The sequence below is a fragment of the Streptomyces sp. NPDC038213 genome (assembly GCF_055600495.1).
Window position 1 is genome coordinate 36198 of sequence record NZ_JBVJYM010000031.1, and the last position, 25466, is coordinate 61663.

Sequence of the window (25466 nt, forward strand, 5' to 3'; positions counted from 1 at the left end):
CGCGTCCGCGTGCGATCCTGGACGGGTGAACCTCGAGGACCTGGCGCGGCTGCGCCGCGCGCGGGACACCATGGACCGGGACTACGCGGAGCCGCTGGACGTTCCGGCCCTCGCCGCCGTGGCCCTCATGTCGCCGGGGCACTTCTCGCGCAGCTTCCGCGCCGCGTACGGCGAGACCCCGTACACCTACCTGATGACCCGGCGCATCGAGCGGGCCAAGACCCTGCTGCGCCGCGGGGACCTGAGCGTGACGGAGGTCTGCTTCGCGGTGGGCTGCACCTCGCTGGGCTCGTTCAGCTCGCGGTTCACGGAGCTGGTGGGCGAGACCCCGAGCGCCTACCGGGCCCGCGGGCACGAGGCGGGGGCGGCGATCCCGCCCTGCGTGGCCAAGTTCCTGACCCGCCCGGTGCGGGCGGGGAGGGGGGCGGAGGGCGGCCGCACAGCGGAGCCCGCACCGGAGTCTTCGTCGGCTCGCGGACCGGTCAGGATCGGAGAAGCGGATCCCGCGGCCGCGCCGTAGCTTCGGAGACATGAACGCCATCAAGCTCTCCCAGTGCTTCATCGCCGTCGACGACCACGACAAGGCCCTCGGCTTCTACCGCGACGCGCTCGGGCTGGAGGTCCGCAACGACGTCGGCTTCGAGGGGATGCGGTGGGTGACCGTGGGATCCCCGGACCAGCCCGATGCGGAGATCGTCCTGGAGCCCCCGCTCGCCGACCCCGGCGCCTCCCCCGCCGACCGCCGGGCCGTGGCGGAGCTCCTCGCCAAGGGCCTGCTGCGCGGGGTCAACTTCTCCACGGACGACTGCGACGCGACCTTCGAGCGGATCCGCGGGGCCGGCGGGGAGGTGCTCCAGGAGCCGATGGACCAGCCGTACGGGGTCCGGGACTGCGCCTTCCGCGACCCGGCCGGGAACATGGTCCGCTTCGCGCAGCCCCGCAAGGCCTGAGCAGCCGCACGCGCACCCGCGGCCGGCCCTCCCCTCCTGCCGCCCGCCCCGGAAAGTCAGCTTGGAGACGATCCGCAACGGTACGGACGGCTTACGCTGGCGGTATGACCGCCATGAAGCCCACCCGCCGCGAGCCCGACCTCTCCTACCTCCTGGACCACACCAGCCACGTCCTGCGGACGCGGATGGCGGCGGCCCTGGGCGAGGTCGGGCTCACCGCGCGCATGCACTGCGTCCTGGTGCACGCCCTGGAGGAGGAGCGCACCCAGATCCAGCTGGCCGAGATCGGCGATATGGACAAGACGACCATGGTCGTGACGGTGGACGCGCTGGAGGCGGCCGGACTGGCCGAACGCAGGCCCTCCAGCCGGGACCGGCGGGCCAGGATCATCGCCGTGACCGAGGCGGGCGCGCGGATCGCGGAGCAGAGCGCGCGGATCGTGGACCGGGTGCACGAGGAGGCGCTCGGCGCGGTCCCGGAGGCGGACCGGGCGGCCCTCCTGCGCGCGTTGAACCTGCTGGCCGCCGGACACCTGGCCGTCCCGGTGGAGACCCCTCGCCCGGCCCGCCGCGCCCGCCAGTAGCCCTGCGGTCCGGGCGCACCCACCCCCGGACCCACCCCGCGAGATTGGTTCCGTAAAAACTCGTCTCTAACAAAACTATCTGTTAGCGTCTCTCCTGTCGCCGCCACCCCGGACAGGAGAGCCCGCCATGCCCGCACCTGCCGCACCCGCTGCCCCCGCAGCCGACTCCCCCGCCGCCCCCTCCCGCTGGACCGCCCTCGGCGTGCTCGCCACCGCCCTGCTGATGACCGTCCTCGACGGCAGCATCGTCACCGTGGCCATGCCCGCCATCCAGGCCGACCTGGGCTTCACCCCCACCGGCCTGAGCTGGGTGGTCAACGCCTACCTGATCGCCTTCGGCAGCCTGCTGCTGCTCGCCGGCCGGATCGGCGACCTGATCGGCCGCAAGCGGATGTTCCTCGCCGGGACCGCGGTCTTCACCGCCGCCTCCCTGCTCGCCGGAGCCGCCACCGGCCCCGTCGTCCTCATCGCCGCCCGCTTCCTCCAGGGCGCGGGCAGCGCGATGGCCTCCGCGGTCGCCCTCGGCATCCTCGTGACCCTCTTCACCGAGCCCCGCGAACGCGCCAAGGCCCTCGCGGTGTTCAGCTTCACCGGGGCCGCCGGGGCCTCCCTGGGCCAGGTCCTGGGCGGGGTGCTCACCGACGCCCTCGACTGGCACTGGATCTTCTACATCAACCTGCCCATCGGGCTGGCCGCGCTCGCCGCCGCCGTCCGGGCCCTGCCCGCCGACCGCGGGCTCGGGCTCTCCGCCGGGGCCGACGCCCTCGGCGCCGCCCTGGTCACCGGCGGGCTGATGACCGGCATCTACACCGTCGTCAAGGCCGAGCAGTACGGCTGGACCTCCGCGCACACCCTCGGCCTCGGCGCCCTCTCCCTGGTCCTGCTCACCGCCTTCCTGCGCCGCCAGGCCACCGCCCGCACCCCTCTGATGCCGCTGCGGATCCTCCGCTCCCGGACCGTGGCCGCCGCCAACCTGGTCCAGATGCTGATGGTCGCCGGACTCTTCTCCTTCCAGATCGTCATCGCCCTCTACCTCCAGCAGGTGCGCGGCTACGGAGCAGCCGCCACCGGCCTCGCGATGCTGCCCGCCGCCGTGGTGATCGGCGCGGTCTCCCTCGGCCTCGCGGCCCGCCTCGTCTCGCGCTTCGGGGAGCGCAGCGTCCTGCTCGCCGGACTGGCCCTGCTCGTCCTCGGCCTGGGCTCGCTGACCCGGCTGCCGGTGGCCGCCGACTACGCCGCCGACCTGCTGCCCGCAATGCTCCTCGCGGCCGGATTCGGACTGGCCCTGCCCGCCCTGACCGCCCTCGGCATGTCCGGCGCGCGACCGCAGGACGCGGGGCTGGCCTCCGGGCTCTTCCACACCACCCAGCAGATCGGCATGGCCCTCGGCGTGGCCGTCCTGTCCACCCTGGCCGCCGCCCGCACCGAGCGGCTCGAGGCCCTGGGCCGGCCCGCGGCCGAGGCCCTGACCGGCGGCTACCGGCTGGCCTTCGGCACCGGGGCCGCGCTGCTCGCCGCCGCCTTCGCCGTGGCACTCGTCCTGCTGCGCCGCCCGAAGAACGCCGGAGCGGGCGCCGGAGCGGAGGCCGCGACCCCCGCCGACGCCGCTGGCTCCCCGGTGCACGCCGACGCCCCCGCGCACGTCACCGCCGCCTGAGCCGCGACGGGCCCGGCCCGCCCACAGACGGCACACCCGCCCCGCTCCCCCGTCCCGCCCGGAACCCGCGGGCGGGGCGCGCGGCGTCTCAGCCCTCCCGGGTGCCGACGACCACCGCGGTCGCGTACTCCCGCGAGTGCGCGATCCGCGGCCGCAGCCCGGCCCGTACGAAGGCCTCGGCGGTGCCCGGGGCCTGGCGGGGGCTGGTCTCCACGAGCAGCCGGCCGCCGGGGGCCAGCCACGGCCCCGCCCCGGCCAGCACCCGCCGCTGTACGTCGAGCCCGTCCGGACCCCCGTCCAGGGCCGCCCGCGGCTCGTGGTCCCGGGCCTCGGCGGGCAGCAGGCCGAGTTCCGCGGTCGGCACGTACGGGGCGTTGGCCACCAGGACGTCGACCCGGCCGCGCAGCTGCGGGGGCAGCGGCTCGTACAGGTCGCCCAGGTGGACCCGGCCCCCGGCGGCGGCCACGTTCCGCCGGGCGTAGCGGACCGCCGACGGGTCGATGTCGGCCGCGTGCAGTTCCAGCGGGCCGGCCGCCGCGGCCACGGCCGCACCCACCGCACCCGCCCCGCAGCACAGGTCCAGGACCACCGCGCCCGGCCCGGCGGCGGCCGCCGACTCGGCGGCCCGGGCCGCCAGGAACTCGCTGCGCCGGCGCGGTACGAACACCCCCGGCCCCACGGCCATCCGCAGCCCGCAGAAGCCGGCCCAGCCGACCACGTGCTCCAGCGGATGCCCCCCGGCCCGCCGGGCCACCATCGCCGCCAGCTCCTCCGGCCCGGCGGCCGCCGCGAGCAGCAGCTCCGCCTCCTCCTCGGCGAACACGCAGCCCGCGCGCCGCAGCGCGGCCACCACGGCAGCGGGATCGCCGGGACCGGCGGGGCGGGTGGGACCGACCGGACCAGTGGCACCGCCCGGACCAGGGGCACCGCCCGGATCGGCAGGGGCACGGTCGGCGGGGGCTGGTGCAGCGCCGGCAGGCGGCGGCTCTTCGGGGCGCGCAGTCACGTCGGAGGGCGGCATCGCGGCAGACCCTACGCCCTCCCCGCCGCCCGCGCCCGCCCCGCCGCCTCTCCGCTCCCCGCTCAGAAGACGTCCGGGCACCACGGCTGGCGGGCCGTGCGCAGCATCGTTTCGGCGCGGGCGGCGGCCCCCGCCGTGAGCTCCTCCAGTGCGCCGAGGGCGGCCAGCCGGACCGCCGATCCGCCGCCCAGGTACAGCTCGCCCAGCTCGCGCACGTCCAGCCGCAGGTCCGCCGGCTCCCCGTCCGCCGGGGCGCACTTCGCGGTGCCGTCCCCGGCGGCGTCGAGCCGGTAGCGCCCGGCGGCGAGGCCCGCCGGGTCGGCGACCTCCAGGACCAGGGTGCCGGGCACGGCGTACGTACGGGCCTCCAGGGCGCGTACGACGTCCAGGACGCGCACCCACATCCAGTCGGCGTGCGTCACCAGCCGGGCGGCGCGCGGGTCGGGGAGCAGCCGCGGGAGCAGGTCGTCGGGGGCGCGGTAGCCCGTGCGGACCCGGGTGACCCAGTCGATCGAGCACAGGTAGTGCCACAGGGCGCGCTCGGCGGCCGTGGTGACGGCGACCAGGTCCTGCACGCTCGCGGTGTTCCCGGGGGTCTTCTGGTCGGACCACTTGTCGTCGACGGTGTAGGAGGCCAGGCCCTCGGGCTCGCCGGAAGCGGAGCGGTAGAGGACGTAGAAGGGCTGCTTCCACTGCCGGTGCGAGAAGAGCTCCCGTCCGGTGGCCTGCGCCCAGCGGCGCGGGGCCCGGTCCACGGCCCCGGGCAGGGCGGCGGCCAGCCGCTCGTGCAGGGCCGGGCCCAGGGCGCGGACCTGCTCGCCGTCCACGAGGTCGATGCGGCCGCCGCAGTCGGGGCGGCCGGTGCGGCGCGGGTCGAGGCCGGTGCGGGGGACCTCGACCTCCCATTCGGCGCTGTGGGTGGCGGGGCCGAAGCCGTACCGGCCGTAGATGGGGTACTCGGCGGCGATGAGCGTGGCCACCGCGTCTCCGCGCTGCTTCGCGGCGGTCAGGTCGGCGGTCATCATGCGGCGCAGGAGGCCGCGGCGGCGGTGGGTGGCCGCGACGGAGACGTTGGTGACCGCGTCGGCGCGGACGCGGGCGCCGCCGGGGACGGTCAGCTCCTGGGTGAAGGAGCGGAAGGTGCCGACGATGCGGCCGGTCCCGGTGTCGAAGGCGCCCCGGGTGCGGGCGAGGTCGGCACCGGCCAGAAAGAGTTCGACGTCTCCGTCGGTGGGGGCGTGCGCGGACAGGAAGCCGGTGTTGAGGGCCGCGAACCACTGCTTCGATTCGGATGCGTCGACCGTGCGGACCTCGACGGGGGAGGCGCCGGGCACGGCAGGCGTGGCGGGGGTGCTCATTCCCGCCACGCTACGGGCGGCCCCGACGGACCGTCACCCGAATTTCGCCGGGCGGACCGGGCCTCAGGACAGCAGGTCGTCGACCTGCGCCTCGCCCTCCCGGTACCGGCGGGTGATCTCCGCGCTGCAGTCGTCCGTGGTGCCCTGGAGCTGCCGGCGGCGGCGCGAGACCTGCTGCTCGTAGCGCACCAGCCGGGCCATCGCCTCGTGCAGCTCCCCGTCGGTGCGCGCGCCCAGGTCCGAGAGCTCGACGTCGGAGAGCATCTCGGCGGCCAGCAGCCGGTACTCCTCGCCGTGCGGGGTGCCGAGGGTGACGTGCCGGGCGGAGGCGCTGCGCGTCGAGGGGGCGTCGGCGAGGATCTCGGAGAGCCGGTCGACGACGGGGGCCTCCGGGTCGCTGCGGCGGGCGAGTTCGGCGCGCAGGATGTCGATGCGGCCCTGGAGCAGGCGGCGCACGTAGCTCAGGTCGGCCTCGTCGCGCTGCGCCTCGCGGCGCAGGGTGCGCAGTTCGGCCAGCCGCAGCCCGCCGAGCTCGCGGCGGTCCGCGGCCTGCTCCTCAGCAGAGGCGGGTGCAGAAGCGGAGGCGGCGAGTGGTCCGCCGCCCGCCCCGGCGGGGGCGGGCGTGAGTGTCCCGGCGGGCGCTCCGGCAGGCCGCTCGGGGCTGCGCTGCACCGGTGGCCGCAGGGGCGCGGACGGCTCCAGGGCGGCGGCCGCGGGGCCGGAGGGCGTTCCGTAGGCGGGCCCGTACGGCTGCCCGGCACCAGAAGTGTTCATACGAAATCCGTCCCCTCAACCCGTCTCTGGGGCTCCCCGGCCGCGGGGGCCGGGGGGATGTACCGCTCGCGTGCATGGTGCCACTGTCCGCGGTGCCGGTGCAGTCCCACTCCACCCGATCGGCCCCGGACGGGTGCACGCCTGCTACACAAGGGGTATGCGAGCAGTGGTTCAGCGGGTCGACGGCGCGCGCGTCGTCGTCGCCGGAGAGACAGTGGGCGAGATCGTCGGCGAGGGGCTGTGCGTCCTGGTGGGGGTGACCCACGGGGACACCCCGGAGAAGGCCGCGCAGCTGGCCAGGAAGCTGTGGTCGGTGCGGCTGCTGGAGGGTGAGAAGTCCTGTAGCGACGTGGCTGCGCCGCTCCTGGTGATCTCCCAGTTCACGCTGTACGGGGACGCCCGCAAGGGGCGCCGGCCCACGTGGAACGCCGCGGCGCCCGGCGAGGTGGCGGAGCCGCTGGTGGACGAGGTCGTGGCGCAGCTGCGGGCGCTGGGGGCGACCGTGGAGACGGGCCGGTTCGGCGCGGACATGCGGGTCTCGCTGACGAACCACGGCCCGTTCACGATCCTCGTCGAGGTGTAGGCGGCCGGGGGCGTCCGGTGCGGCACGCCTACGGCTCTACGACGACCTCCTGGGCCGCCGCCGTCGTACCGGCCAGCAGCGGGGCGTCCAGCGGGACGTTCCGCTTCACCAGGGCGAGGGCGATGGGCCCGAGCTCGTGGTGGCGGACGGCGGTGGTGACGAAGCCGAGCTGGCGGCCCTCGGGGCCGTCGGCGGCCAGGCGTACGGGCGTGCCGTGCGCGGGCAGGACCACCTCGCTGCCGTCGAGGTGCAGGAAGACCAGCCGGCGCGGCGGCTTCCCCAGGTTGTGGACGCGGGCCACGGTCTCCTGGCCCCGGTAGCAGCCCTTCTGCAGGTGGACGGCCACCCCGATCCAGCCCAGCTCGTGCGGGATCGTGCGGTGGTCGGTCTCCAGGCCGAGCCGCGGCCGGTGTGCCTCCACGCGCAGGGCCTCGTACGCGAGCAGCCCGGCGGCCGGCCCGTGCGCGGCGGCGAAGGCGGCCAGCTCCTCCCGGGGCAGGAACAGGTCCCGGCCGTGCGGGGTCTCCCGTACGGCGTGCTGCCCGGCCGGCTCGGCGATGGAGCCGGCGGGCAGGTGGACCACGGCGAACTCCGCGGTGCGGTCGGCGACCTCGACGCGGTAGAAGAACTTCATCGACTCCAGGTAGGCGATCAGCGCCTCCTGGGTGCCGGGCTCCACGTGGATCCAGACCGTCTCGCCGTCGTCGACGAGGTACAGGGCGTGCTCGATGTGCCCGTTCGCGGAGAGGACCAGGGCCTCGGTGGCGTGGCCGGGCCGCAGGTCGGTGACGTGCTGGGTGATCAGCAGGTGCAGCCAGCTCAGCCGCTCGGGTCCGGTGACGGTGAGGACCCCGCGGTGGGAGAGGTCGACGAAGCCGTGCCCGTCGGCGAGGGAGCGCTGCTCTTTGAAGAGTTCGCCGTAGTGCGCGGCGACGCCTTCGTCACGGCCTTCGGCGGCGACGGCACCGGGCAGGGCGAGCAGGGGGCTGCTGGGGCTGCTGCTGGTCATGGGCCAAGCGTACGACTGCCCGGCGGGGCGTTACGCCGTACGGGTGACCGAGTCCCCGGCCGCGGTCCAGGACGGGCCCCCGCGGGCGCCCTCGCCGGTGCCCGCGGCCTTCGCGGCGCACTCGCGGCAGCGGCCGAAGATCGCGAAGTGCTTCATGTCCGTCTCGAAGCCGAAGGTCTCGCGGAGCTTCGCGGTGAACTCGGCGGCGACGGCCACGTCGGCCTCGATGACCCCGGTGCAGTCCCGGCAGACCAGGTGGATGTGGTGGTGCCGGTCGGCCAGGTGGTAGGTGGGGGCCCCGTGCCCGAGGTGGGCGTGGGAGACCAGCCCGAGCTCCTCCAGGAGCTCCAGGGTGCGGTAGACCGTGGAGATGTTGACCCCGGAGGCCGTCTTGCGGACCTCGACGAGGATCTCGTCCGGGGTGGCGTGCTCAAGGGTGTCGACGGCTTCCAGCACGAGCTGGCGCTGCGGCGTCAGCCGGTAGCCGCGCTGCCTCAGGTCGCTCTTCCAGTCGGTGTCCACCACGTCCCCAGTCTAGGCAGGAAGCAGGGGATCGCGGAGGGTTCCCGCGATCCCCTGCTTCCGTTCCGCTTGTGCTCCGGTGCAGTGCCGGGCCGGCCGTGGCCCGCTCCGCCTGCAGCGCCGCGGCTCAGCGGAAGAAGGCGATACCGTCGTCCGGCATGTCGGGGAGGTTGCGCGCCATCTCGGCGACCTCCTCGGGGGTGACGACCTTCTTCAGCTGGGCCGACATGTAGGGGCGCAGCTCCACCTCGGGGGTGGCCTTCTCGCCGACCCACATCAGGTCGCTCTTGACGTAGCCGTACAGGCGCTTGCCGCCGCTGTACGGGCCGGAGGCCGCGGTACGGGCCACGGCGTCGGTCGCCAGGTCGATCTGCGGCTTCTGGTCGGCGAGCTGCCCGTACCAGATCTCCACGACGCCCTGGTCGCGGACCATGACCACCTCGACGTTGCGGTCCTTGTCGATGCGCCAGTAGCCGGACTCCGACTCCAGCGGGCGCACCTTGTTGCCCTCGGCGTCGAGGACCCAGCTGCGGGAGGTGTACTCCAGGAAGTCCCGCCCGTCGTGGGCGAAGACGACCTCCTGGCCGAAGTTGCACTTCTCTTCGCCGGGGAAGTCGAAGACGCCCGCGCCCTCCCAGGTACCGAGGAGGAAGGCGAGGGGCACGAGGCCCGGGTTCAGGTCGGACGGGATCTGGATCATGGGTGGCTGCTCAGGCGATCTGTGGGTGCGGAGGGGTTCCGGGGCGGGCGGCGGTCAGCGGTCGGCCGTCGGCCGGCTCAGCGCTGGCCCTGGTACAGCTTCTTCACGGCCAGGCCGGTGAAGGCGAGGACGCCGACGCAGACCAGAACCAGCAGGGAGGTGAAGAATGCCTCAAGCACGGGGTGCTCCTCGGAGGGTTTCGGGTGGCGGGTACGGGCCGGTCCCCAAGCCTACTGGTCCGGGGACCGGCCTTCTCTGCGAGGTGGGCCGGTGGGGTGGGACCCGCCGGACCGCCCCGCCGCACCGGCCCCGCCCGGGGGCCGCGGCCGCGGCGGACGGGCTCAGCCGAGCAGCTGGTTCTGCAGGATGACGGCCTGGTGGAAGGGGACGGCGGGGGCGGTGCCCTTGCGGGTCTGGACGATCAGGGCGAGCACCTCGCCCGACCGGATGCAGGCGGCCCGGGTGGTCTCGGGGCCGACCGGGGCGTCCTCCCGGTAGACGCCGATCACCGTGTCGGTCCCGTCGTCCCCGCTGCGCGCGGTGCCCGACGCGTTCCACTGCGGGTCCGCGGCGAGCACCGGGTTCCCGGCGAGCTCCATGTCGATCCGGCACAGGTCGTGCGCGGTAATGAAGTCGGGGGCGTGATAGCGCAGCAGGTACGTGGTCGTACGGGTGCCGTCGGGCATGGTCCAGGACCGGCCGGTGATCTGCCGCAGCCCCTCGCGGAGGTCGTCGCCGACCTCCTCCCGCCAGTCCGCGTCGAACTCCCCGAGGAGCTGCTTCGGGGTGGTGAGGTACGGGCCGCCCGCCTCGCCCTTGCGGGGGACGGCCTTCTCCAGCGGCACCGGCCGGGCCCCGGCGGGCAGCGGCAGCAGCAGCGCGTTCAGGTCGGCGTAGTGGATGCCGTCGGGGTTGTCCGCCGCGAAGGGCAGCGGGGCGCCGGCCGGCAGCGGGGGCTTCACGAGCCGCGGGTACTCCCAGCGCCCGTCGGAGACGGTGGCCAGCCCCGGTACGTCGGTCCGCTCGCGCTCGGTGATCCCGTATGCCACGGACGTGCCGACGGCGGCGAAGACGGCCGCGGCCGCGGTCCAGCGCAGCACGGCCCGCAGCACCCGGCGGTCCCGACGGGGCGGTACGGGTACAGGTTCGGCTGCGGGTACGGCAGGAGGGGCGGGCGCCATCGGCGGCACGGAAGCGGGTGGGGCCGCGTCCAGCGCGGGCGCTGCAGGGACGGGCTCGGGCGCAGCGGGGGTGGCCGGCTCGGGTGCGGCTGCCGTGGTGTGCTCGGTCACGCGGACTCCCCGGGGGACTGGAGGTGGTCCAGCTGCTCGGTGAAGAGCCCGACCATGGGTTCGGTTTCGAGGGGTGCCTCCCCGTAGGCCCGGAAGACGACGAGCAGGCCGTCCGCCTGGTAGCCGCAGTCCAGCGACTGGACCGCGTCCTCCTCGTCGTAGCCGCGTTCGCCCTCCTCCCGGTCCGTCGTGGTGCTCAGGGCGCAGTACGCCGCCGGGTAGCCGGGGACCTTCGGCGCTTTGCGGCCCTTGTCCGCGGACGCCTGGTCGAGGAGGCGGTAGAGCCTGCCCAGGCTCGCCAGCCCTGCGCCCGAGGCCTTGACGATCCGGACCTCTGCGACGGCGTTCGTGTCCGGGTCGCTGTAGCTTCGGCCCGCCACCGCCTCCATCCTCAGCTTCCGGTAGGTCTTGAGGAGCTCCTTGCGCCGCTGTGCGGGCATCGTGCGGGTGGACTCCCGGAGCACGTCCAGGGCCGCGCGGCCGGACAGGCCGTAGCTGTTGCCCTTGTCCTCCAGGTCCGGTCCCGGGGTGAAGCCCGGGGGGACGGGCAGGAGCAGGGCCGTGGCGGCGGACGGGGGCACGGTCGGGGGCGTCGCGCGGGCGCCGTCCGGTTCTGGCGCTCCGATCGGGGCCCAGTAGGCGGTGGGCGCGCTGCGGTCGGCGTCGCCGAGCAGGTCGAGGCCCCAGGCGCCGCCGCCGAGCAGGGCGAGGGCCAGCGCGCCGGCGAGGGCGGGGGCCCGCCTGCGGCGGGGTCCGGGGCGGGGCTCAGCCGGGGCGGGCACGGGGCGGGGGGTCTCGGTCACAACCGCTCCAACTGCTTCTTGACGAGGGCCAGCAGGTCCCGTTCGGAGATGTCCCTGCGGCCGTCGGTGATCTCCACGTCGACCACGACATCGCCCTGGAGGACCCGGGCGCGGGCGTACCGCAGGGGCAGGTAGCCGGGCTCGGACTTCTTGAACAGCCAGTACAGGCCGTCCGCGTGCCGGACTCCGGGGACGCGCTTGCCGGGCTTGCCCGCGTGCTCCTTGGTCGCCTCGTACGCGGCCTGTTCGCGGTGGAACTCGTACGCCCCGGACCGGTTGGAGAACTGGTGGAGCACGACGTCGACGGAGCGGCTGCCGCTCGGCTTCCAGCCGGCCCGGGCGATCCGGCGCACGTCGTAGTTGACCAGGCTGCCCAGTCCTGCGGAGGGGTACGTGTAGTACCAGTCCGCGTACTCGTCCACAGGCATGTAGCCGGAGTGGACCTTCTCGACCCCCCGCGGCACCGGCACCAGCAGCTTGGACAGGTCGCCGTCCGTGCGGTGCCAGCGGTGCGCGTTCACCGAGCGGACGGTGGTGGCGTCCGTGGGCGGGCGGAGTTTCGGGGCCGGGACCTCCGGCTGGGCCAGAGGCGGGAGCGGGGTCGGGGCGCGGTCGATCTGGACGGCGTAGCCGGTGGCCGTGCCGGACAGGGTGCCGAGGGCGGCCGCGGCGGCGATGAGGGCCACCGTGCGGCGGCGGACGGCGAACTTTCGGCGCGGCTTTGCGGGCGAGAATTCCGGTGTGTCCGGATCCGCCTGCTTCTCGGGCTCTACTTGCGCCTCGAAGGCGCTCTGATCTGCCGACAAAGGGGTCCCCCCACAGGACGCAGGGGCACGGGCATCCCGCCCGCGCCACCAAAGACCCTTAACGTTCGCACAGATCAGCGATCCCGATCATCACGGATCAGTATCGCCTCCGGGGCCCGCGGGCCCGCCGGGGGCGTCCGGTCCGCCCGGCCGCCGCTTGCCGTCGAGCTCGTCCCACCACTCGTCGGACTTCGGGTCCCCCGAGGGGTCGTCCCACCAGCGGTCGTCCGGGCCCCGCCGGTTCGCGGCGATCGCGGCCACCGGGGGGGATCACCATCGCGACCGCGCACATCGCCACCGCCGCCCCGACCGAGAAGAGCCGCACGAAGGACCAGGCGGAGACGAAGAGGACGAGGCAGCCGCCCATCATCAGGAAATACGCGCGCCGGCGCCGGGCGTACATGCCTCCAGCGTAGGCCGCGGCGCCCGGCCCCGGCACCCGCCCGCGGACGGCACGAAGGGCCGCACCCCGGTCCAGTGGCGTCCAACCCCCGGGGGTGCGGCCCTTCGGCCGGTCAATCGGTGCTGCAGACGGTTCAGACCGCGATGGCCACGTCCGTCAGGCTGCCCGTCTCGGTCACGACGACCTTGCGGTCGGCCGTGCCGCCGGGGATGAGGGCCCGGAGGGTCCACTCGCCGGGGGCGGCGTAGAACCGGAACTGGCCGGTGGCCGAGGTGGGCACCTCGGCGGTGAACTCACCGCCGCCGTCCAGCAGCCGGACGTAGCCGGACACGGGCTCGCCGCCCTTGGTGACCTGGCCCTGGATGGCCGTCTCGCCCGGCTTCAGCGTCGAGACGTCGGGTCCGCCGATCTGTGCTCCGCACATGTTCTCTGTCCTGTCCTGGAGAAGAGGTGGTCTTACTTGTTGGCGCCGAGCTCGATCGGCACGCCGACCAGGGAGCCGTACTCGGTCCACGAGCCGTCGTAGTTCTTGACGTTCTCCTGGCCGAGCAGCTCGTGCAGGACGAACCAGGTCAGCGCGGAGCGCTCGCCGATGCGGCAGTAGGCGATGGTGTCCTTCGCCAGGTCGACCTGCTCCTCCTGGTAGAGGGCGGTCAGCTCCTCGTCCGACTTGAAGGTGCCGTCGTCGTTGGCGTTCTTCGACCACGGGATGTTGCGGGCGCTCGGCACGTGGCCGGGGCGCTGCGACTGCTCCTGCGGGAGGTGCGCCGGGGCGAGCAGCTTGCCGGAGAACTCGTCGGGCGAGCGGACGTCGACCAGGTTCTTGGCGCCGATCGCGGCCACGACGTCGTCGCGGAAGGCGCGGATGGAGGTGTCCTGGGCCTTGGCCTTGTACTCGGTGGCCGGGCGCTGCGGGACCTCGGCGCCGTCGACCAGGTCGCGGGAGTCGAGCTCCCACTTCTTGCGGCCGCCGTCGAGGAGCTTCACGTCCTGGTGGCCGTAGAGCTTGAAGTACCAGTAGGCGTACGAGGCGAACCAGTTGTTGTTGCCGCCGTAGAGCACCACGGTGTCGTCGTTGGAGATGCCCTTGGCCGACAGGAGCTTCTCGAAGCCCTCCTGGTCGACGAAGTCGCGGCGGACCGGGTCCTGGAGGTCCTGCTTCCAGTCGATCCGGACGGCGTTGCGGATGTGGTTCTTGTCGTAGGCGGCCGTGTCCTCGTCGACCTCGACGATGACGACGTTCGCGTCGTCCAGGTGGGCCTCGACCCAGTCGGCGTCTACGAGGACGTCGCTGCGGCTCATGGTGTTCTCCTCCGGGGCAGTGTGCGGCGGGCGGTGCAGTGCTGCGGGTGCTGCTGCGGTGCGTGCTTACGGGTGCGCTCGGCCGTCCTGGGCACGGCGGCGCAGGGGTGGCAGGAGGCGGGTGCGGTCACGCGGGGAGGCCGGGATCCGGCCGACGGGAGCGGATGCGCCCGGGAGCGGAAGGCTCGGGTGCGGCTGCGCTCACATCGAGCGACAGAGCATGGCGGCGACGCGGCACAGGTCTACTGCCCGCCGCTTCGTGAGGTCCGCCTGCTGTCGCTTCATAGCCATGGATCGTAGGGACGAATCGGCCGCCCTGTCACCGGTGTGTCATATAGCGAGACAGGATCGTCCGGATAGTGAAATGGAAGCCGAGTTCCACCGGCTCCCGCGGGGTCTCCGGACCGCTCCCGGGCGCTTCCGCGGGGTCGGGCATCTGAGGTGCGGACGCACCCGTCTCACTATGCGGCCAGGACCCTGTATCCACGGGCCCTTCAGCCGCCCAGGGGGACATCCTGCCCGGTCAGGGTGGCCCGTACGCCCTCCGCGTCGGCCGTCACCGAACCCAGCCGCAGCCCCTTCGGGAGGCCCTCGATGCGGCGGTCGAAGTCCGTTTTCTCGCGCACCAGTTGCTCCAGTCCGGGGATCCCCTCGCCGGGCACCCGGTCCGCCCGCACCCGCACGGTGTCGCCGCCGTCGAGGGAGACCGCGGAGACCACGCTGCGGGACAGGGTCCGGCCCAGGATGCCGATCGAGGCGGTCACCTTCACCCGGCCCGGGGAGCCGCCGTAGGCCACCGTCACGCCGCCGCGGGAGGCGCGGGTGAGGTCCGCGTACGAGAGGAACACCTCGCCGTCCACGCGGGCGGCCGTGGCCCCGGAGTAGTCGCCGTCCACCGCGACCCCGTGGAAGCGGGCCCCGATGCGGGTGATCCTGACCGGGCGCCCCGAGGAGCTGCGGGTCTCGACCCCGCTCAGCGTGGCGTCGACCCGGTCGAACCGGCGCTCCAGCGCCTGCGTCAGGAAGGGGAACCCGCCGATCTCCACCTCCGTGCCCGCCACCGTGCCGGAGCCGATGCGGACCCGGTCGGCGAGCTTCCGCTCGGCGTAGGACTCCGCCAGGCGGTCGGCCGCGACGAGCAGGACGGCGAGCACGGCCGCCACGGCCAGGACGAAGCGCAGGACGCGCGGTATGCGCACGGGTTCCCCCTCGATGCCGGACCCGGGACCGGCGCCCGCGGGGCCCGGGCCGGATGCCGTTTTCGGACACGGATCCGGACACCGACTCGAATACCCCGGACACCGAAGGGGATGCGGATTCGGCGCCGATGGTTGCCCCGGGCCGCGACGGCCCGGGGCGTGGAGGGGCCCGCCGGGCCCCCGGCGGGGCCTCAGCCGGTGACGACCCGGCCGATCAGCTGGACCACGGGCGCGGCCACCGCCAGCGGCAGCGCGACCCCGGCCGTCATGTGCACGAACTTCGACGGGTAGTCGTAGGCCGCCACCCGCAGGCCGACCAGGGCGCACACCCCGGCCGCGAGCCCCACCAGGGCCCCGCCCGCACCGATGCCGACGAGTCCGCCGGCGAGGATCCCGGCGCCCGCCGCCGACCCGAGCGCGGCCAGCACCGACGGGACCGCCGGCAGCGGCAGCGCCCGCACCACGGCCGCCACGGCCACGGCCGCCGCGCCCACGGTCACGGCGTCCGGGTCGGCGGCCAGGTAGCCCGTGCAGATGATCGCGAGGGCGGCCGAGGCCGTGCTCGCCATCAGCCCGTACACGCGCTCGTCGGCCGAGGCGCGGCTGCGCAGCTGGAGCACGAGGGTGAGGACCACCCAGGCGCCGAGGGTGCCGATCACGGCGCCGGCGGCGTGCTCCTCCGCGACGGCCAGCACGGCCGCGTCCGCGACCAGGCCGCCCGCGAAGGCGAGCGCGATGCCCTGGCGGGCGGGCCACATGCCGTTGAGCCGGAACCAGCCGGCCGCGGTCAGGGCCTGGAGCAGCACCAGCGGTACGAGCAGCGCGAGCTGGCCGACCGCCGCGGCCCCCGCCATCAGCAGCCCGAGCGCGGCGGTGAGCAGCGCGGACTGCGGACCGGGGTCGATGATCGGCGACCGGCCGGCCGCGCGGGCCTCCTTGGGGTCCCTTATGCGGGTGCTGCCGCCGAGGGTGGGCGGGGAGTAGGCGGGTTCGCCGTACGCGGGGGCGTCCTGGGCCGGGGTCTCCTGCGCGGCCCCGGCGACCGGGTCCGGCTGGGCCGGCACGTACGGCGCCTCGTCGTAGGCGACGGGCGCGGGCTGCTGCTGGTGCTGCGGCTGCGGGTACTGCTGTGGGTACTGCTGGTGCTGCTGGTACTGGTGCTGCGGCTGCTCCGGGTACCCGTACGCGTAGGGCTGCTGCTCCTGGTACCCGGGGTACCCCTGGTACTGGCCGGGGTACTGCTCCGGCGCCGGCTCGGGAGCCGGGGGCTGGACCGGCTGGTACGAGGTGTCCCAGGTGTCGGAGGACCAGGTCTGGGTCGCGTACGGGTCGGGCTCGGGGGGCGTGTCGGGCGCAGGCGGCGTGGGCGGCGTACTCATGGGGTCCCGCTCACCCGCCCGCGAAGGGCGGGAGCACCTCGACGGTGCCGCCCTCGGACAGGCGCACCGAGCCGTGGCTGCGGGTGCCGACGGGGTCGCTGTCGACCAGGAAGGAACAGCGCTTCAGTACGGCGGTCAGCTCACCGGGGTGGCGGTCGCGGACCGCGTCCAGGGCCTCTGCCAGGGTCTCGGCGGAGTACGGCTCCTCCGCGGTGCCGGCTGCGGCTTTGGCCGCCGCCCAGTAGCGGATGGTTCCCGCTGCCACAGCAGCTCCTTTCGTCCCGCCCGACGGGCGATGCGCAACCTCCATGATGACGCCTCCGCCCCCGCCGGCGGGCCCGGCCCCCGTTCCGCTCCGCTCCGCCCGATCGCCGCGCGGGCCCGGTCTCCCCGCGGCCGGCCGCCGGGCGACGTGACCCAGGCGACAGAAACCGTGTGCGATCGGCCTGCTGGGCCGCAGGCCGGTGGGCTATTCTGCTGGGCAGAGGATCCGGGCAACGTTGCCCCCGGGTCCTTTTGTGCTTTCAGCGCGTTGAACACACCGCGAACAGCGGACCCGCACACCGTACGAAGCAGTGCCGCGACAGTCCTCGACGGGACCGAGGAGGAACCGACGTGATGGGCCAGCGAAACATGCACGAGCACGACGAACACCCGACCCGGGCAGGTGGTCGGCGATGAGCTCCCTGCTGCTGCTGACCAACGCCCTCCAGCCTTCGACCGAGGTGCTGCCCGCCCTCGGCCTGCTGCTGCACAGCGTCCGCGTGGCGCCCGCCGAGGGCCCCGCCCTGGTGGACACCCCCGGCGCCGACGTGATCCTCATCGACGGCCGCCGGGACCTCCCGCAGGTCCGCTCCCTGTGCCAGCTGCTGCGCTCCACCGGCCCCGGCTGCCCCCTGATCCTCGTGGTGACCGAGGGCGGCCTGGCCGCCGTCACCGCGGACTGGGGCATCGACGACGTCCTGCTGGACACCGCCGGCCCGGCCGAGGTCGAGGCCCGGCTCCGGCTGGCGACCGGCCGCCGCCAGCTCGGCTCGGACGACTCCCCGATGGAGATCCGCAACGGCGACCTCTCGGTGGACGAGGCCACGTACAGCGCCAAGCTCAAGGGCCGGGTCCTGGACCTGACCTTCAAGGAGTTCGAGCTGCTCAAGTACCTCGCGCAGCACCCGGGCCGGGTCTTCACCCGGGCCCAGCTCCTCCAGGAGGTGTGGGGGTACGACTACTTCGGCGGCACCCGGACGGTCGACGTCCACGTCCGCCGGCTGCGCGCCAAACTCGGCCCCGAGCACGAGTCCCTGATCGGCACCGTCCGCAACGTCGGCTACCGCTTCGTCACCCCGGAGAAGGTCGAGCGGGCCGCCGAGGAGGCCCGCACCCAGGCCGTCACCAGGGCCGCGGAGGCCATCACCCGGACGGAGGACGGCGGCGTGACCGTCCACACCGCAGGACGCCCTGCCCAGAGGTAGGTCACCCCGCGTAGACTCTCGCGCGTGGCCAAGGTGACGCGGGATGACGTAGCGCGACTGGCGGGTACCTCTACCGCGGTCGTGAGCTACGTCATCAACAACGGACCCCGGCCGGTCGCCCCGGCCACGCGCGAGCGTGTACTCGCAGCGATCAAGGACCTGGGCTACCGGCCCGACCGGGTGGCCCAAGCCATGGCCTCCCGGCGCACGGACCTCATAGGCATGATCGTCCCGGATGCCCGCCAGCCCTTCTTCGCGGAGATGGCGCACGCGGTCGAGCAGGCCGCCGCCGAGCGCGGGAAGATGGTCCTCGTCGGGAACTCCGACTACCGCACCGAGCGCGAGGTCCACTACCTGCGGGCCTTCCTCGGGATGCGGGTCTCCGGGCTGATCCTGGTCAGCCAGGGCATGAGCGAGCAGGCCGCGAGCGAGATCGAGGCCTGGGACGCCCGGGTGGTGCTGCTGCACGAGCGCCCCGAGGCCATCGACGACGTCGCGGTCGTGACGGACGACATCGGCGGCGCCCAGCTCGCCACCCGTCACCTGCTGGAGCACGGGCACGCGTACGTCGCCTGCATCGGCGGCATCGAGAACACCCCCTCCGTGGGCGACCCCGTCGCCGACCACGTGGAGGGCTGGCGGCGGGCCATGCTGGAGTCCGGCCGCTCGGTCGAGGGCCGCCTCTTCGAGGCCCCGTACAACCGCTACGACGCCTACCGGGTCGCGCTCGAGGTGCTGGCCGGACCGGACCGGCCGCCGGCGATCTTCTGCGCCACCGACGACCAGGCCATCGGCGTCCTGCGGGCCGCGCGCGAGCTGCGCATCGACGTGCCCACGGAGCTGGCCGTCGCCGGCTTCGACGACGTCAAGGAAGCCGGGCTGACCGATCCGCCGCTGACCACCGTCGCCTCGGACCGCCCGGCGATGGCGCGGGCCGCCGTCGACCTGGTCCTCGACGACGGGCTGCGGGTGGCCGGCTCGCGCCGCGAGCGGCTCAAGCAGTTCCCCTCGGCACTGGTCGTCCGCCGCTCCTGCGGCTGCAACCCCTCCTGAGGCCGCCGCCCCCGCAGGACCCCGGGGCGGCCTTTATATCGGGCATACGCGGTTCTGTCGGGCTTCTCAGCCGGCACTCAGGAAGCTCTCATCCTTGACGGCCAGAGTCTGATCCATGACCGAGAGCCACCGCCGCGAAGGCGACCCCGCCGCCCAGGAGCACCAGCCGACCCCGCAGCAGCAGCCCCAGGACCCGTACCGCACCCGGTACGGGCAGCAGGAGCCCCGGGGAGAGCAGTGGGCCCGCGGCCGCCACCGGTCCGCCCAGGGGTCCGGCTACCCGCCGCCGCCCGCGTACCCCCCGGCCGCTCCCGGCTGGTTCGAGGCCCACGAGGGGCAGCCCCCGGTCCTCCGGGGGGAGACCGTCCCCCCGGCCCCGCCCGCTCCCCCGGCCGCAGGCACCGCCGGGGCGGCCGCCGCGGCCCCCGCGCCGCGGATGAAGCGGCCGGTGGCCCTGCTGACCGCCGTGGCCCTCGCGGCCGCCGTGGTCGGCGGCGCGACCGCCGCCGGGGTCCAGCAGTTCCTCGGCACCGAGGGCTCCGGCAGCGACTCCGGCTTCACCGGAACGAACGTCTCCCAGTCCACCGCGGGCACGGTCCGCGGGGTCGCCGAGGAAGTCAGCCCCTCCGTCGTGCGGATCGACACCAGGAAGGGCGGCGGCCAGTCCGTCGGCTCCGGGATCGTCATCACCGCCGACGGGGAGGTCGTCACCAACAACCACGTGGTCGAGGGCGCCGGCCAGGTCCAGGTCACCCTGAGCGACGGCAAGAAGTACGAGGCCGAGATCGTGGGCACCGACCCCTCCAAGGACCTCGCCCTGATCAAGCTGAAGGGGGCGAAGGGGCTCACCCCGGCCAAGCTCGGCGACTCCGACCAGGTCAAGGTCGGCGACCAGGTGGTCGCCATCGGCTCCCCCGACAGCCTCACCGGCACCGTCACCAGCGGGATCGTCTCCGCCCTCGACCGCGAGGTCACCGTCCCCAAGTCCGAGGGCGGCGCGCCCCGGCAGCAGCAGGGCGGCGGGGAGGAGGGCTGGCCGTTCTCCTTCGGCGGGCGCCAGTTCAACGGGGACACCGGCTCGGACACCACCTCGTACAAGGCCATCCAGACCGACGCCTCCCTCAACCCCGGCAACTCCGGCGGCGCCCTCATCAACATGAACGGCGAGATCGTCGGAATGCCCTCCGCGATCTACTCCCCCTCCACCGGCGGCGGCAGCGCAGGCAGCGTCGGACTCGGCTTCGCCATCCCCGTCAACACCGTCAAGGCCGACCTCGACCACCTCCGCAGCGGCGGCGACGGCGGCTCCGGTACGGACGGCTCCGGCTCGGGCTCCGGGTCCTCGCAGGACGGCGGCGGCTTCGACGGGTTCGGCACCGGCTACTAGGCAGTCCTTTCGGCCCCTCCCGGTCCGCCGTGCGAGGGTGGGGAGCAGCCGTCCACCCGTCCGGTCCAGAGGAAGAAGACGAGCGCACGATGACCTCCACCGAAGGCGAACAGCAGCGCATCCTGATCGTCGACGACGAGCCCGCCGTCCGCGAGGCCCTGCGCCGCAGCCTCGCCTTCGAGGGGTACGGCACGGAGACCGCCGCCGACGGGTTCGAGGCCCTGGAGAAGGCCGACGCCTACCGGCCCGACCTGATCGTCCTCGACGTCCAGATGCCCCGCATGGACGGGCTGACCGCCGCCCGCCGGCTGCGCGCCGCCGGCTCGGTCACGCCCGTCCTCATGCTCACCGCCCGCGACACCGTCGGCGACCGGGTCACCGGACTCGACGCCGGCGCCGACGACTACCTCGTCAAACCCTTCGAGCTCGACGAGCTCTTCGCCCGGATCCGGGCCCTGCTGCGGCGCAGCCGCTACACCGCCCCCGCCGGCCGGGAGGACCCGGACGAGGACGTGCTGACCTTCGCCGACCTGCGGATGGACCTGGCCACCCGCGAGGTCACCCGCGGCGGCAGGCCGGTGGAGCTGACCCGTACCGAGTTCACCCTGCTGGAGATGTTCCTCGCGCACCCCCGCCAGGTCCTGACCCGCGAGCAGATCCTCAAGACCGTGTGGGGCTTCGACTTCGAGCCCAGCTCCAATTCCCTGGACGTGTACGTGATGTACCTGCGCCGCAAGACCGAGGCGAACGGCGGGCCCCGGCTCGTCCACACCGTCCGCGGGGTCGGCTACGCCCTGCGCTCCGGCGAGGGCGGCGGCGCCGGCGAGAGCGGCGGCCAGGAGTGAGCCCCGTGCGGCGCTTCCGGGCGCTGCCGCTGCGCTCGCGGCTGGCGATCCTGGTGGCGGGGGCGGTGGCCTTCGCGGTGGCCGCGGTGGCCACGGTCTGCTGGTTCATGGTGCGGGCCCAGCTGCGGGAGCAGCTCGACGCCTCGCTGCGCTCGACGAACGTCGTCGACCAGGTCCGCAACGGCTGCCAGCAGACCCCGCCCCTGCCCGGCCGGATCAAGAGCAACCTCAGCGCCTCCGTGCAGCTCGTCTCCCCGACCGGCGAGAGCTGCCTGGTCGACGGGCTGCTGGCGCCCCGGGTCACGAAGACCGACACCGAGGTCGCCGCGGGCCGGCTCGGGCCCACGCTCTACGACTCGTACGCCACCGACGGCACCCGGCTGCGCGTCTACACCGTGCCCGCGCGCGTGGACATCGGGGCGAACGAGCAGCCCATCGCCATCTCCGTGGCCCGCCCGCTGTCCGACGTGGACAAGCCGCTGTCCACCCTCGCCTGGGTGCTGCTGCTCGTCGGCGGGCTCGGGGTGGTCGGCGCCGGGGCGGCGGGGCTGTGGGTGGCCCGTACCGGGCTGCGGCCCGTGGACGAGCTGACCGCGGCCGTCGAGCACATCGCCCGTACCGAGGACCTGACGGTCCGGATCCCCGACGGGGGCGAGGACGAGATCGCCCGGCTGTCGCGGTCCTTCAACTCGATGACCGCGGCCCTGGCCTCCGCCCGGGACCGGCAGGCCCAGCTGATCGCCGACGCCGGGCACGAGCTGCGCACCCCGCTGACCTCCCTGCGCACCAACATCGAACTGCTCTCCCGCAGCGAGGAGACCGGCCGGGCCCTGCCCCCCGACGACCGGCGGGAGCTGCTGGCCTCGGTGAAGGCGCAGATGACCGAGCTGGCCGCACTGATCGGGGACCTCCAGGAGCTGTCCCGCCCGGATGCCGCCGTCCCGGCGCGGCTGCGGGTGGTGGCCCTGCACGAGATCGCGGAGCACGCCCTGTCCCGGGCCCGGCTGCGCGGCCCCGAACTGCGCATCACGGCCGCTCTGGAGCCCTGGTACGTCCGGGCCGAGCCGGCGGCGCTGGAGCGCGCGGTGGTCAACGTGCTCGACAACGCGGTCAAGTTCAGCCCGCCCGCGGGAGCCGTCGAGGTGGCCCTGCGCGCGGGTGAGCTGACGGTCCGCGACCACGGCCCGGGCATCGCCGCCGAGGACCTGCCGCACGTCTTCGAGCGCTTCTGGCGCTCCCCCTCGGCCCGCGCCCTGCCCGGCAGCGGACTGGGCCTGTCCATCGTGGCCCGTACGGTCACCAGGGCCGGCGGCACGGCGGAGCTGCGCCCGGCCGACCCGGGCCCGGGCACGGTGGCCGTACTGCGGCTGCCGGGGGCGCCGACTCCCCCGCCGGCCCTGCCGGGCGCGGCGGAGGGGGACGGGCCGGGCTAGAACGGGTTGTGCCGGAGCAGGGCCTCGACCAGGCCGGACCGGGTGTTCGGGAAGTCCATGGGGACGATGCCGAGCCCGGTGCGGCCGGCCATCTCGCCCCCGTCGACGAACCCGTGCACCTGCGGGTTGAGCCGGTCGGAGTTCCAGCGGGGCGGCAGCAGGGCGGCCGTGCTGGTGTAGTTCACGAAGAGCTTCCCGGGCTGCTGCACGGCCCGGCGGAAGTGGTTCTCGATCTTCCCGCGCTTGGCGAACGGCTCGGCCATGTAGTCGTCCTGGATGTCGAAGAGCTCCCCGGACCCGTACCGCACCCCCGGCAGCCCGCCGTTGTCGGCGAGCAGCACCACCCGGCCGCGGGCCTGGCCGAGCAGGGGCAGGGCGGGGTCGATGCGGAAGAGCGGGCGCCAGCCGCGGCGGTCGAGGTAGTCGTCGAAGACCGCGCGGAAGCCCGCGTCGCTGTCCTCGGAGTACTCCTGCTTGACCCGCATGAGCACGGTTTCGCCGGGGTGGGCCGCGAGGAAGTCCCGGCAGGCCACCAGGACGTCGCCGAACATGAGGTTCTGGAAGTACGCGCCGTGGTGGATGGCGAAGGAGCCGCCGGTCACCCGGCAGCGGACGTCGAGGAAGCGGATTCCGGCGTTCAGCTGCTCGGCCACGGAGGTGTTCTGGCAGGCCACGTACAGGCCGCCGTGCCGGGCCCCGGAATCGTGGGTGCCGGGGATCGTCAGCCGCTGGAGCGGGGTGGCCGCGGGCAGGGCGGCCATCCAGTCCCGTACGCCGGGCAGGGCCGCGGTGGCGGCGGAGGCACGGGCGGCGGGGGCGCCCAGGGCTGCGGCGGCGCCGGCGGCCAGGGTCCCGACGAGCAGCGTGCGCCGGTCCAGGCGGGGGCTCAGGCTCAGACTCATGGGCGGGAGTATGTCGTGCACACGACACCCCTGACTACCCGTCAGTACACAGAAAAACGGAAGAGGGGCGCCGGACCGCCGCCGCGGTCCGCCGCCCCTCCGTTCCGGGGTCCTACTTGACGACCGTGATCCGGTCGGCCGCGGGCGGCACGATCGGGTTGGCCGGCGAGGAGTGCTTGCCCAGGTACTCGTTGAACACGTCCAGGTCGGAGGCGCCCACGAGCTTGTTCTTGTGCTCCTTCAGGACGGTGAAGCCGTCACCGCCGCCCGCGAGGAACTCGTTCATCGCGACGCGGTAGGTCTTCGCCGGGTCCAGGGGCTGGCCGTTCAGCTTGACCGAGTCCAGGACGATGCGGTCGGCACCCGCCTTGGTCAGGTCCAGGGTGTACGTGAAGCCCTTCGAGACCTGGAGGATCTTCGGGTTAGGGCCGTTGACCGGGCCGGTGACCTGCTGCTGGAGCATGGTGACCAGCTGCGCGCCGGTCAGGTCCACGACGTTCATCATGTTGGTGAAGGGCTGGACCGTGAAGGCCTCGCCGAAGGTCACCACACCGTCGCCCTCGGCCCCGGAGGCCTTGAACGCCAGGTCCGAGCGGATGCCGCCCGGGTTCATGACGGCCAGCTGCGCACCGCCCTTGGCAGCCGGGGCCAGGGCCTCCAGCTGCGCGTCCGCGATCAGGTCGCCGAGCGGCTTCTCCGGGGTGGTCGCGCCGCGGCCGTTGATGTCGCCGGAGATGTAGCCGACCGGGCGGTTGGCGACCGGGGCGGCCAGCTCGTTCCAGCGGGAGATGAGCTCGCTCATGTCCGCGGCCTTCGGCTGGTCGCGGTGCACGACGTGGTTGGCCGACTTGACCGCCGTACGGACGATGTCCTTGGTGGCGCGGTCGTAGGTCAGCGTGGTCTCGGTGTACAGCCGGCCCAGGGAGGCGGCGGAGGTCACCGTGCGCGGCTGGCCCGCCGGGTCCGGGATGCTGCAGGCGTACGCCTGGTGGGTGTGGCCGGTGACCAGCGCGTCCACCTTCGCGTCCACGTTCTTGGCGATGTCCACGATCGCGCCCGAGATGCCGGCGCCGGCGCCCGGGGTGTTGCAGTCGTAGTTGTACGCGCCCGAGGCGGGCAGGCCGCCCTCGTGGATCAGGGCCACGATCGACTTCACGCCCTGGGCGTTGAGCTCCTTGGCGTACTTGTTGATCGTCTCGACCTCGTCGCCGAACTTGAGGCCCTTGACGCCCTCGGCGGTGACGACGTCCGGGGTGCCCTCCAGGGTCACGCCGATGAAGCCGATCTTGACGCCGTCCTTCTTCCACACCCAGGTGGGGGACATCAGGGGGCGCTTGGTCTTCACGTCGGTGACGTTCGCCGCGAGGTACGGGAACTGCGCGCCCTCGAAGGTCTTGCCGTACTCGAAGCAGCCCTCGGTCGGGTGGCAGCCGCCGTACGCCATGCGGCGCAGCTCGTCCCGGCCCTCGTCGAACTCGTGGTTGCCCACGCTCGTCACGTCGAGGCCGAACTTGTTCATCGCCTCGATGGTCGGCTCGTCGTGGAACAGGCCGGACAGCATCGGGCTGCCGCCGATCATGTCGCCCGCGGCGGCCGTGACGGTGTGGGTCTTGCCCTCGCGGGCGGTGCGCAGCGCGGTGGCGAGGTACTCGACGCCGCCGGCCGGGACGGCCTTGGTGGTGCCGTCCGGCTGGAGCTCGGTGATGTTGCCGGAGGAGCCCTGCGGGGGCTCCAGGGTGCCGTGCAGGTCGTTGATGGACAGCAGCTGCACATCGACCAGACGCCCGGTCTTGGCGGCGGAGTCCGCGGTACCGGTCGCCCCGGCGGGCAGGGCGGCCACGATCAGGGCGCCCGCACCGGCGGAGACGGCGAGTGCGGCGGCGGTCAACCGGCGGGCCCGGCGAGGTCGTTGTGTGTTCGCTGACATCTGTTCCCCTTTGCGGACAGCGATACGACTGGGAGGTTCGTACGATCGAAAATGCGCGCGGCGCATGAAATCGCGAGCGCAGCCTACGTTCAACGCGCGTAGCACTAC

Annotated in this window: 27 protein-coding genes and 1 pseudogene; 10 read left to right on the plus strand and 18 right to left on the minus strand. The window is 74.0% G+C overall.

The genetic code is table 11. The features are described from left to right. The first annotated feature begins 70 nt into the window (after positions 1-70). The 4 genes from ACZ7JZ_RS29925 to ACZ7JZ_RS29940 all read left to right on the plus strand — a co-directional run bounded on the left by ACZ7JZ_RS29925 (position 71) and on the right by ACZ7JZ_RS29940 (position 3191). A complete protein-coding gene (locus ACZ7JZ_RS29925) occupies positions 71-520 on the plus strand; it encodes a helix-turn-helix transcriptional regulator (protein WP_470944878.1) in 450 nt (149 codons plus the stop codon). A gap of 10 nt (positions 521-530) precedes the next feature. After that, positions 531-950, plus strand: a complete 420-nt coding sequence (locus ACZ7JZ_RS29930) for a VOC family protein (protein WP_470944762.1) — start codon at positions 531-533, stop codon at positions 948-950. 104 nt (positions 951-1054) lie between these two features. Then, positions 1055-1534 carry a MarR family winged helix-turn-helix transcriptional regulator gene (locus ACZ7JZ_RS29935; RefSeq protein ID WP_470944763.1) on the plus strand — a complete coding sequence of 160 codons (480 nt, stop codon included), beginning with the start codon at positions 1055-1057 and terminating at the stop codon, positions 1532-1534. A 127-nt stretch (positions 1535-1661) separates the two neighbouring features. Next, complete coding sequence (locus tag ACZ7JZ_RS29940; protein ID WP_470944765.1) at positions 1662-3191, plus strand: MFS transporter; 1530 nt, start codon at positions 1662-1664, stop codon at positions 3189-3191. An 88-nt stretch (positions 3192-3279) separates the two neighbouring features. Here ACZ7JZ_RS29940 and ACZ7JZ_RS29945 read toward each other — a convergent pair whose 3' ends face one another. The 3 genes from ACZ7JZ_RS29945 to ACZ7JZ_RS29955 form a co-directional block, all read right to left on the minus strand. Next, positions 3280-4041 carry a putative protein N(5)-glutamine methyltransferase gene (locus tag ACZ7JZ_RS29945; protein WP_470944881.1) on the minus strand — a complete coding sequence of 254 codons (762 nt, stop codon included), beginning with the start codon at positions 4039-4041 and terminating at the stop codon, positions 3280-3282. A 233-nt stretch (positions 4042-4274) separates the two neighbouring features. Continuing rightward, positions 4275-5570, minus strand: a complete 1296-nt coding sequence (locus ACZ7JZ_RS29950) for a GNAT family N-acetyltransferase (protein ID WP_470944768.1) — start codon at positions 5568-5570, stop codon at positions 4275-4277. Positions 5571-5633: 63 nt separating this feature from the next. Beyond that, positions 5634-6344 carry an RsiG family protein gene (locus ACZ7JZ_RS29955; RefSeq protein WP_470944770.1) on the minus strand — a complete coding sequence of 237 codons (711 nt, stop codon included), beginning with the start codon at positions 6342-6344 and terminating at the stop codon, positions 5634-5636. 157 nt (positions 6345-6501) lie between these two features. On the opposite strand from ACZ7JZ_RS29955, the gene dtd reads away from it, so the two are divergent. After that, positions 6502-6927 carry a D-aminoacyl-tRNA deacylase gene (gene dtd, locus ACZ7JZ_RS29960; protein WP_470944772.1) on the plus strand — a complete coding sequence of 142 codons (426 nt, stop codon included), beginning with the start codon at positions 6502-6504 and terminating at the stop codon, positions 6925-6927. A gap of 28 nt (positions 6928-6955) precedes the next feature. Here the strand turns inward: dtd and ygfZ are convergent, their stop codons facing one another. The 13 genes and pseudogenes from ygfZ to ACZ7JZ_RS30025 all read right to left on the minus strand — a co-directional run bounded on the left by ygfZ (position 6956) and on the right by ACZ7JZ_RS30025 (position 16607). After that, positions 6956-7936, minus strand: a complete 981-nt coding sequence (gene ygfZ, locus ACZ7JZ_RS29965) for a CAF17-like 4Fe-4S cluster assembly/insertion protein YgfZ (RefSeq protein ID WP_470944774.1) — start codon at positions 7934-7936, stop codon at positions 6956-6958. Positions 7937-7966: 30 nt separating this feature from the next. After that, positions 7967-8461, minus strand: a complete 495-nt coding sequence (locus ACZ7JZ_RS29970) for a Fur family transcriptional regulator (protein WP_470944776.1) — start codon at positions 8459-8461, stop codon at positions 7967-7969. Positions 8462-8585: 124 nt separating this feature from the next. Beyond that, entirely contained in the window at positions 8586-9158 is a 573-nt protein-coding gene (locus ACZ7JZ_RS29975) for a heme-binding beta-barrel domain-containing protein (protein WP_470944778.1), read from the minus strand. A 341-nt stretch (positions 9159-9499) separates the two neighbouring features. Beyond that, positions 9500-10450: a hypothetical protein gene (locus tag ACZ7JZ_RS29980; RefSeq protein ID WP_470944781.1), complete on the minus strand. Its 951-nt coding sequence runs from the start codon at positions 10448-10450 to the stop codon at positions 9500-9502. Next, a complete protein-coding gene (locus ACZ7JZ_RS29985) occupies positions 10447-11253 on the minus strand; it encodes a hypothetical protein (RefSeq protein WP_470944783.1) in 807 nt (268 codons plus the stop codon). Before ACZ7JZ_RS29985 ends, ACZ7JZ_RS29980 begins: the two co-directional genes overlap by 4 nt. After that, on the minus strand, positions 11250-12059 hold the full coding sequence (locus tag ACZ7JZ_RS29990) for a hypothetical protein (protein WP_470944784.1): 810 nt from the start codon (positions 12057-12059) through the stop codon (positions 11250-11252). The genes ACZ7JZ_RS29985 and ACZ7JZ_RS29990 overlap by 4 nt, the downstream gene beginning before the upstream one ends. Positions 12060-12149: 90 nt before the next feature. Then, a pseudogene (locus ACZ7JZ_RS29995) lies at positions 12150-12462 on the minus strand (DUF3099 domain-containing protein). Between the two features lie 133 nt (positions 12463-12595). Beyond that, the gene (locus ACZ7JZ_RS30000) at positions 12596-12886 is read right to left on the minus strand and encodes a DUF1416 domain-containing protein (protein ID WP_470944785.1); all 291 of its coding nucleotides are present in this window, start codon (positions 12884-12886) and stop codon (positions 12596-12598) included. A 32-nt stretch (positions 12887-12918) separates the two neighbouring features. Then, positions 12919-13764, minus strand: a complete 846-nt coding sequence (locus ACZ7JZ_RS30005) for a sulfurtransferase (protein WP_470944788.1) — start codon at positions 13762-13764, stop codon at positions 12919-12921. Positions 13765-13965: 201 nt separating this feature from the next. Next, complete coding sequence (locus ACZ7JZ_RS30010) at positions 13966-14055, minus strand: putative leader peptide (protein ID WP_470791973.1); 90 nt, start codon at positions 14053-14055, stop codon at positions 13966-13968. A gap of 203 nt (positions 14056-14258) precedes the next feature. Further along, positions 14259-14963: an LmeA family phospholipid-binding protein gene (locus ACZ7JZ_RS30015; RefSeq protein ID WP_470944792.1), complete on the minus strand. Its 705-nt coding sequence runs from the start codon at positions 14961-14963 to the stop codon at positions 14259-14261. A 191-nt stretch (positions 14964-15154) separates the two neighbouring features. Then, a complete protein-coding gene (locus tag ACZ7JZ_RS30020; RefSeq protein ID WP_470944795.1) occupies positions 15155-16342 on the minus strand; it encodes a hypothetical protein in 1188 nt (395 codons plus the stop codon). Positions 16343-16352: 10 nt separating this feature from the next. After that, the gene (locus tag ACZ7JZ_RS30025; protein ID WP_470944798.1) at positions 16353-16607 is read right to left on the minus strand and encodes a MoaD/ThiS family protein; all 255 of its coding nucleotides are present in this window, start codon (positions 16605-16607) and stop codon (positions 16353-16355) included. 412 nt (positions 16608-17019) lie between these two features. On the opposite strand from ACZ7JZ_RS30025, the gene ACZ7JZ_RS30030 reads away from it, so the two are divergent. The 5 genes from ACZ7JZ_RS30030 (at position 17020) to ACZ7JZ_RS30050 (ending at position 22529) form a co-directional block, all read left to right on the plus strand. Then, the gene (locus ACZ7JZ_RS30030) at positions 17020-17811 is read left to right on the plus strand and encodes a response regulator transcription factor (RefSeq protein WP_470944800.1); all 792 of its coding nucleotides are present in this window, start codon (positions 17020-17022) and stop codon (positions 17809-17811) included. Between the two features lie 24 nt (positions 17812-17835). After that, the gene (locus ACZ7JZ_RS30035) at positions 17836-18864 is read left to right on the plus strand and encodes a LacI family DNA-binding transcriptional regulator (RefSeq protein ID WP_470944803.1); all 1029 of its coding nucleotides are present in this window, start codon (positions 17836-17838) and stop codon (positions 18862-18864) included. A gap of 115 nt (positions 18865-18979) precedes the next feature. Continuing rightward, the gene (locus ACZ7JZ_RS30040) at positions 18980-20251 is read left to right on the plus strand and encodes a S1C family serine protease (protein WP_470944805.1); all 1272 of its coding nucleotides are present in this window, start codon (positions 18980-18982) and stop codon (positions 20249-20251) included. An 89-nt stretch (positions 20252-20340) separates the two neighbouring features. Next, positions 20341-21096 (plus strand): response regulator transcription factor, encoded by a 756-nt coding sequence (locus ACZ7JZ_RS30045; protein WP_470944808.1) that lies wholly within the window; start codon positions 20341-20343, stop codon positions 21094-21096. Between the two features lie 5 nt (positions 21097-21101). Continuing rightward, positions 21102-22529 (plus strand): sensor histidine kinase, encoded by a 1428-nt coding sequence (locus ACZ7JZ_RS30050; RefSeq protein WP_470944811.1) that lies wholly within the window; start codon positions 21102-21104, stop codon positions 22527-22529. On the opposite strand, the gene ACZ7JZ_RS30055 is transcribed toward ACZ7JZ_RS30050, so the two are convergent. Next, on the minus strand, positions 22526-23431 hold the full coding sequence (locus tag ACZ7JZ_RS30055) for a phosphatidylinositol-specific phospholipase C (RefSeq protein ID WP_470944814.1): 906 nt from the start codon (positions 23429-23431) through the stop codon (positions 22526-22528). The two genes, ACZ7JZ_RS30050 and ACZ7JZ_RS30055, sit on opposite strands and share 4 nt — an antisense overlap. Positions 23432-23543: 112 nt before the next feature. Next, on the minus strand, positions 23544-25358 hold the full coding sequence (locus ACZ7JZ_RS30060) for a bifunctional metallophosphatase/5'-nucleotidase (protein ID WP_470944817.1): 1815 nt from the start codon (positions 25356-25358) through the stop codon (positions 23544-23546). Positions 25359-25466: the final 108 nt, after the last annotated feature.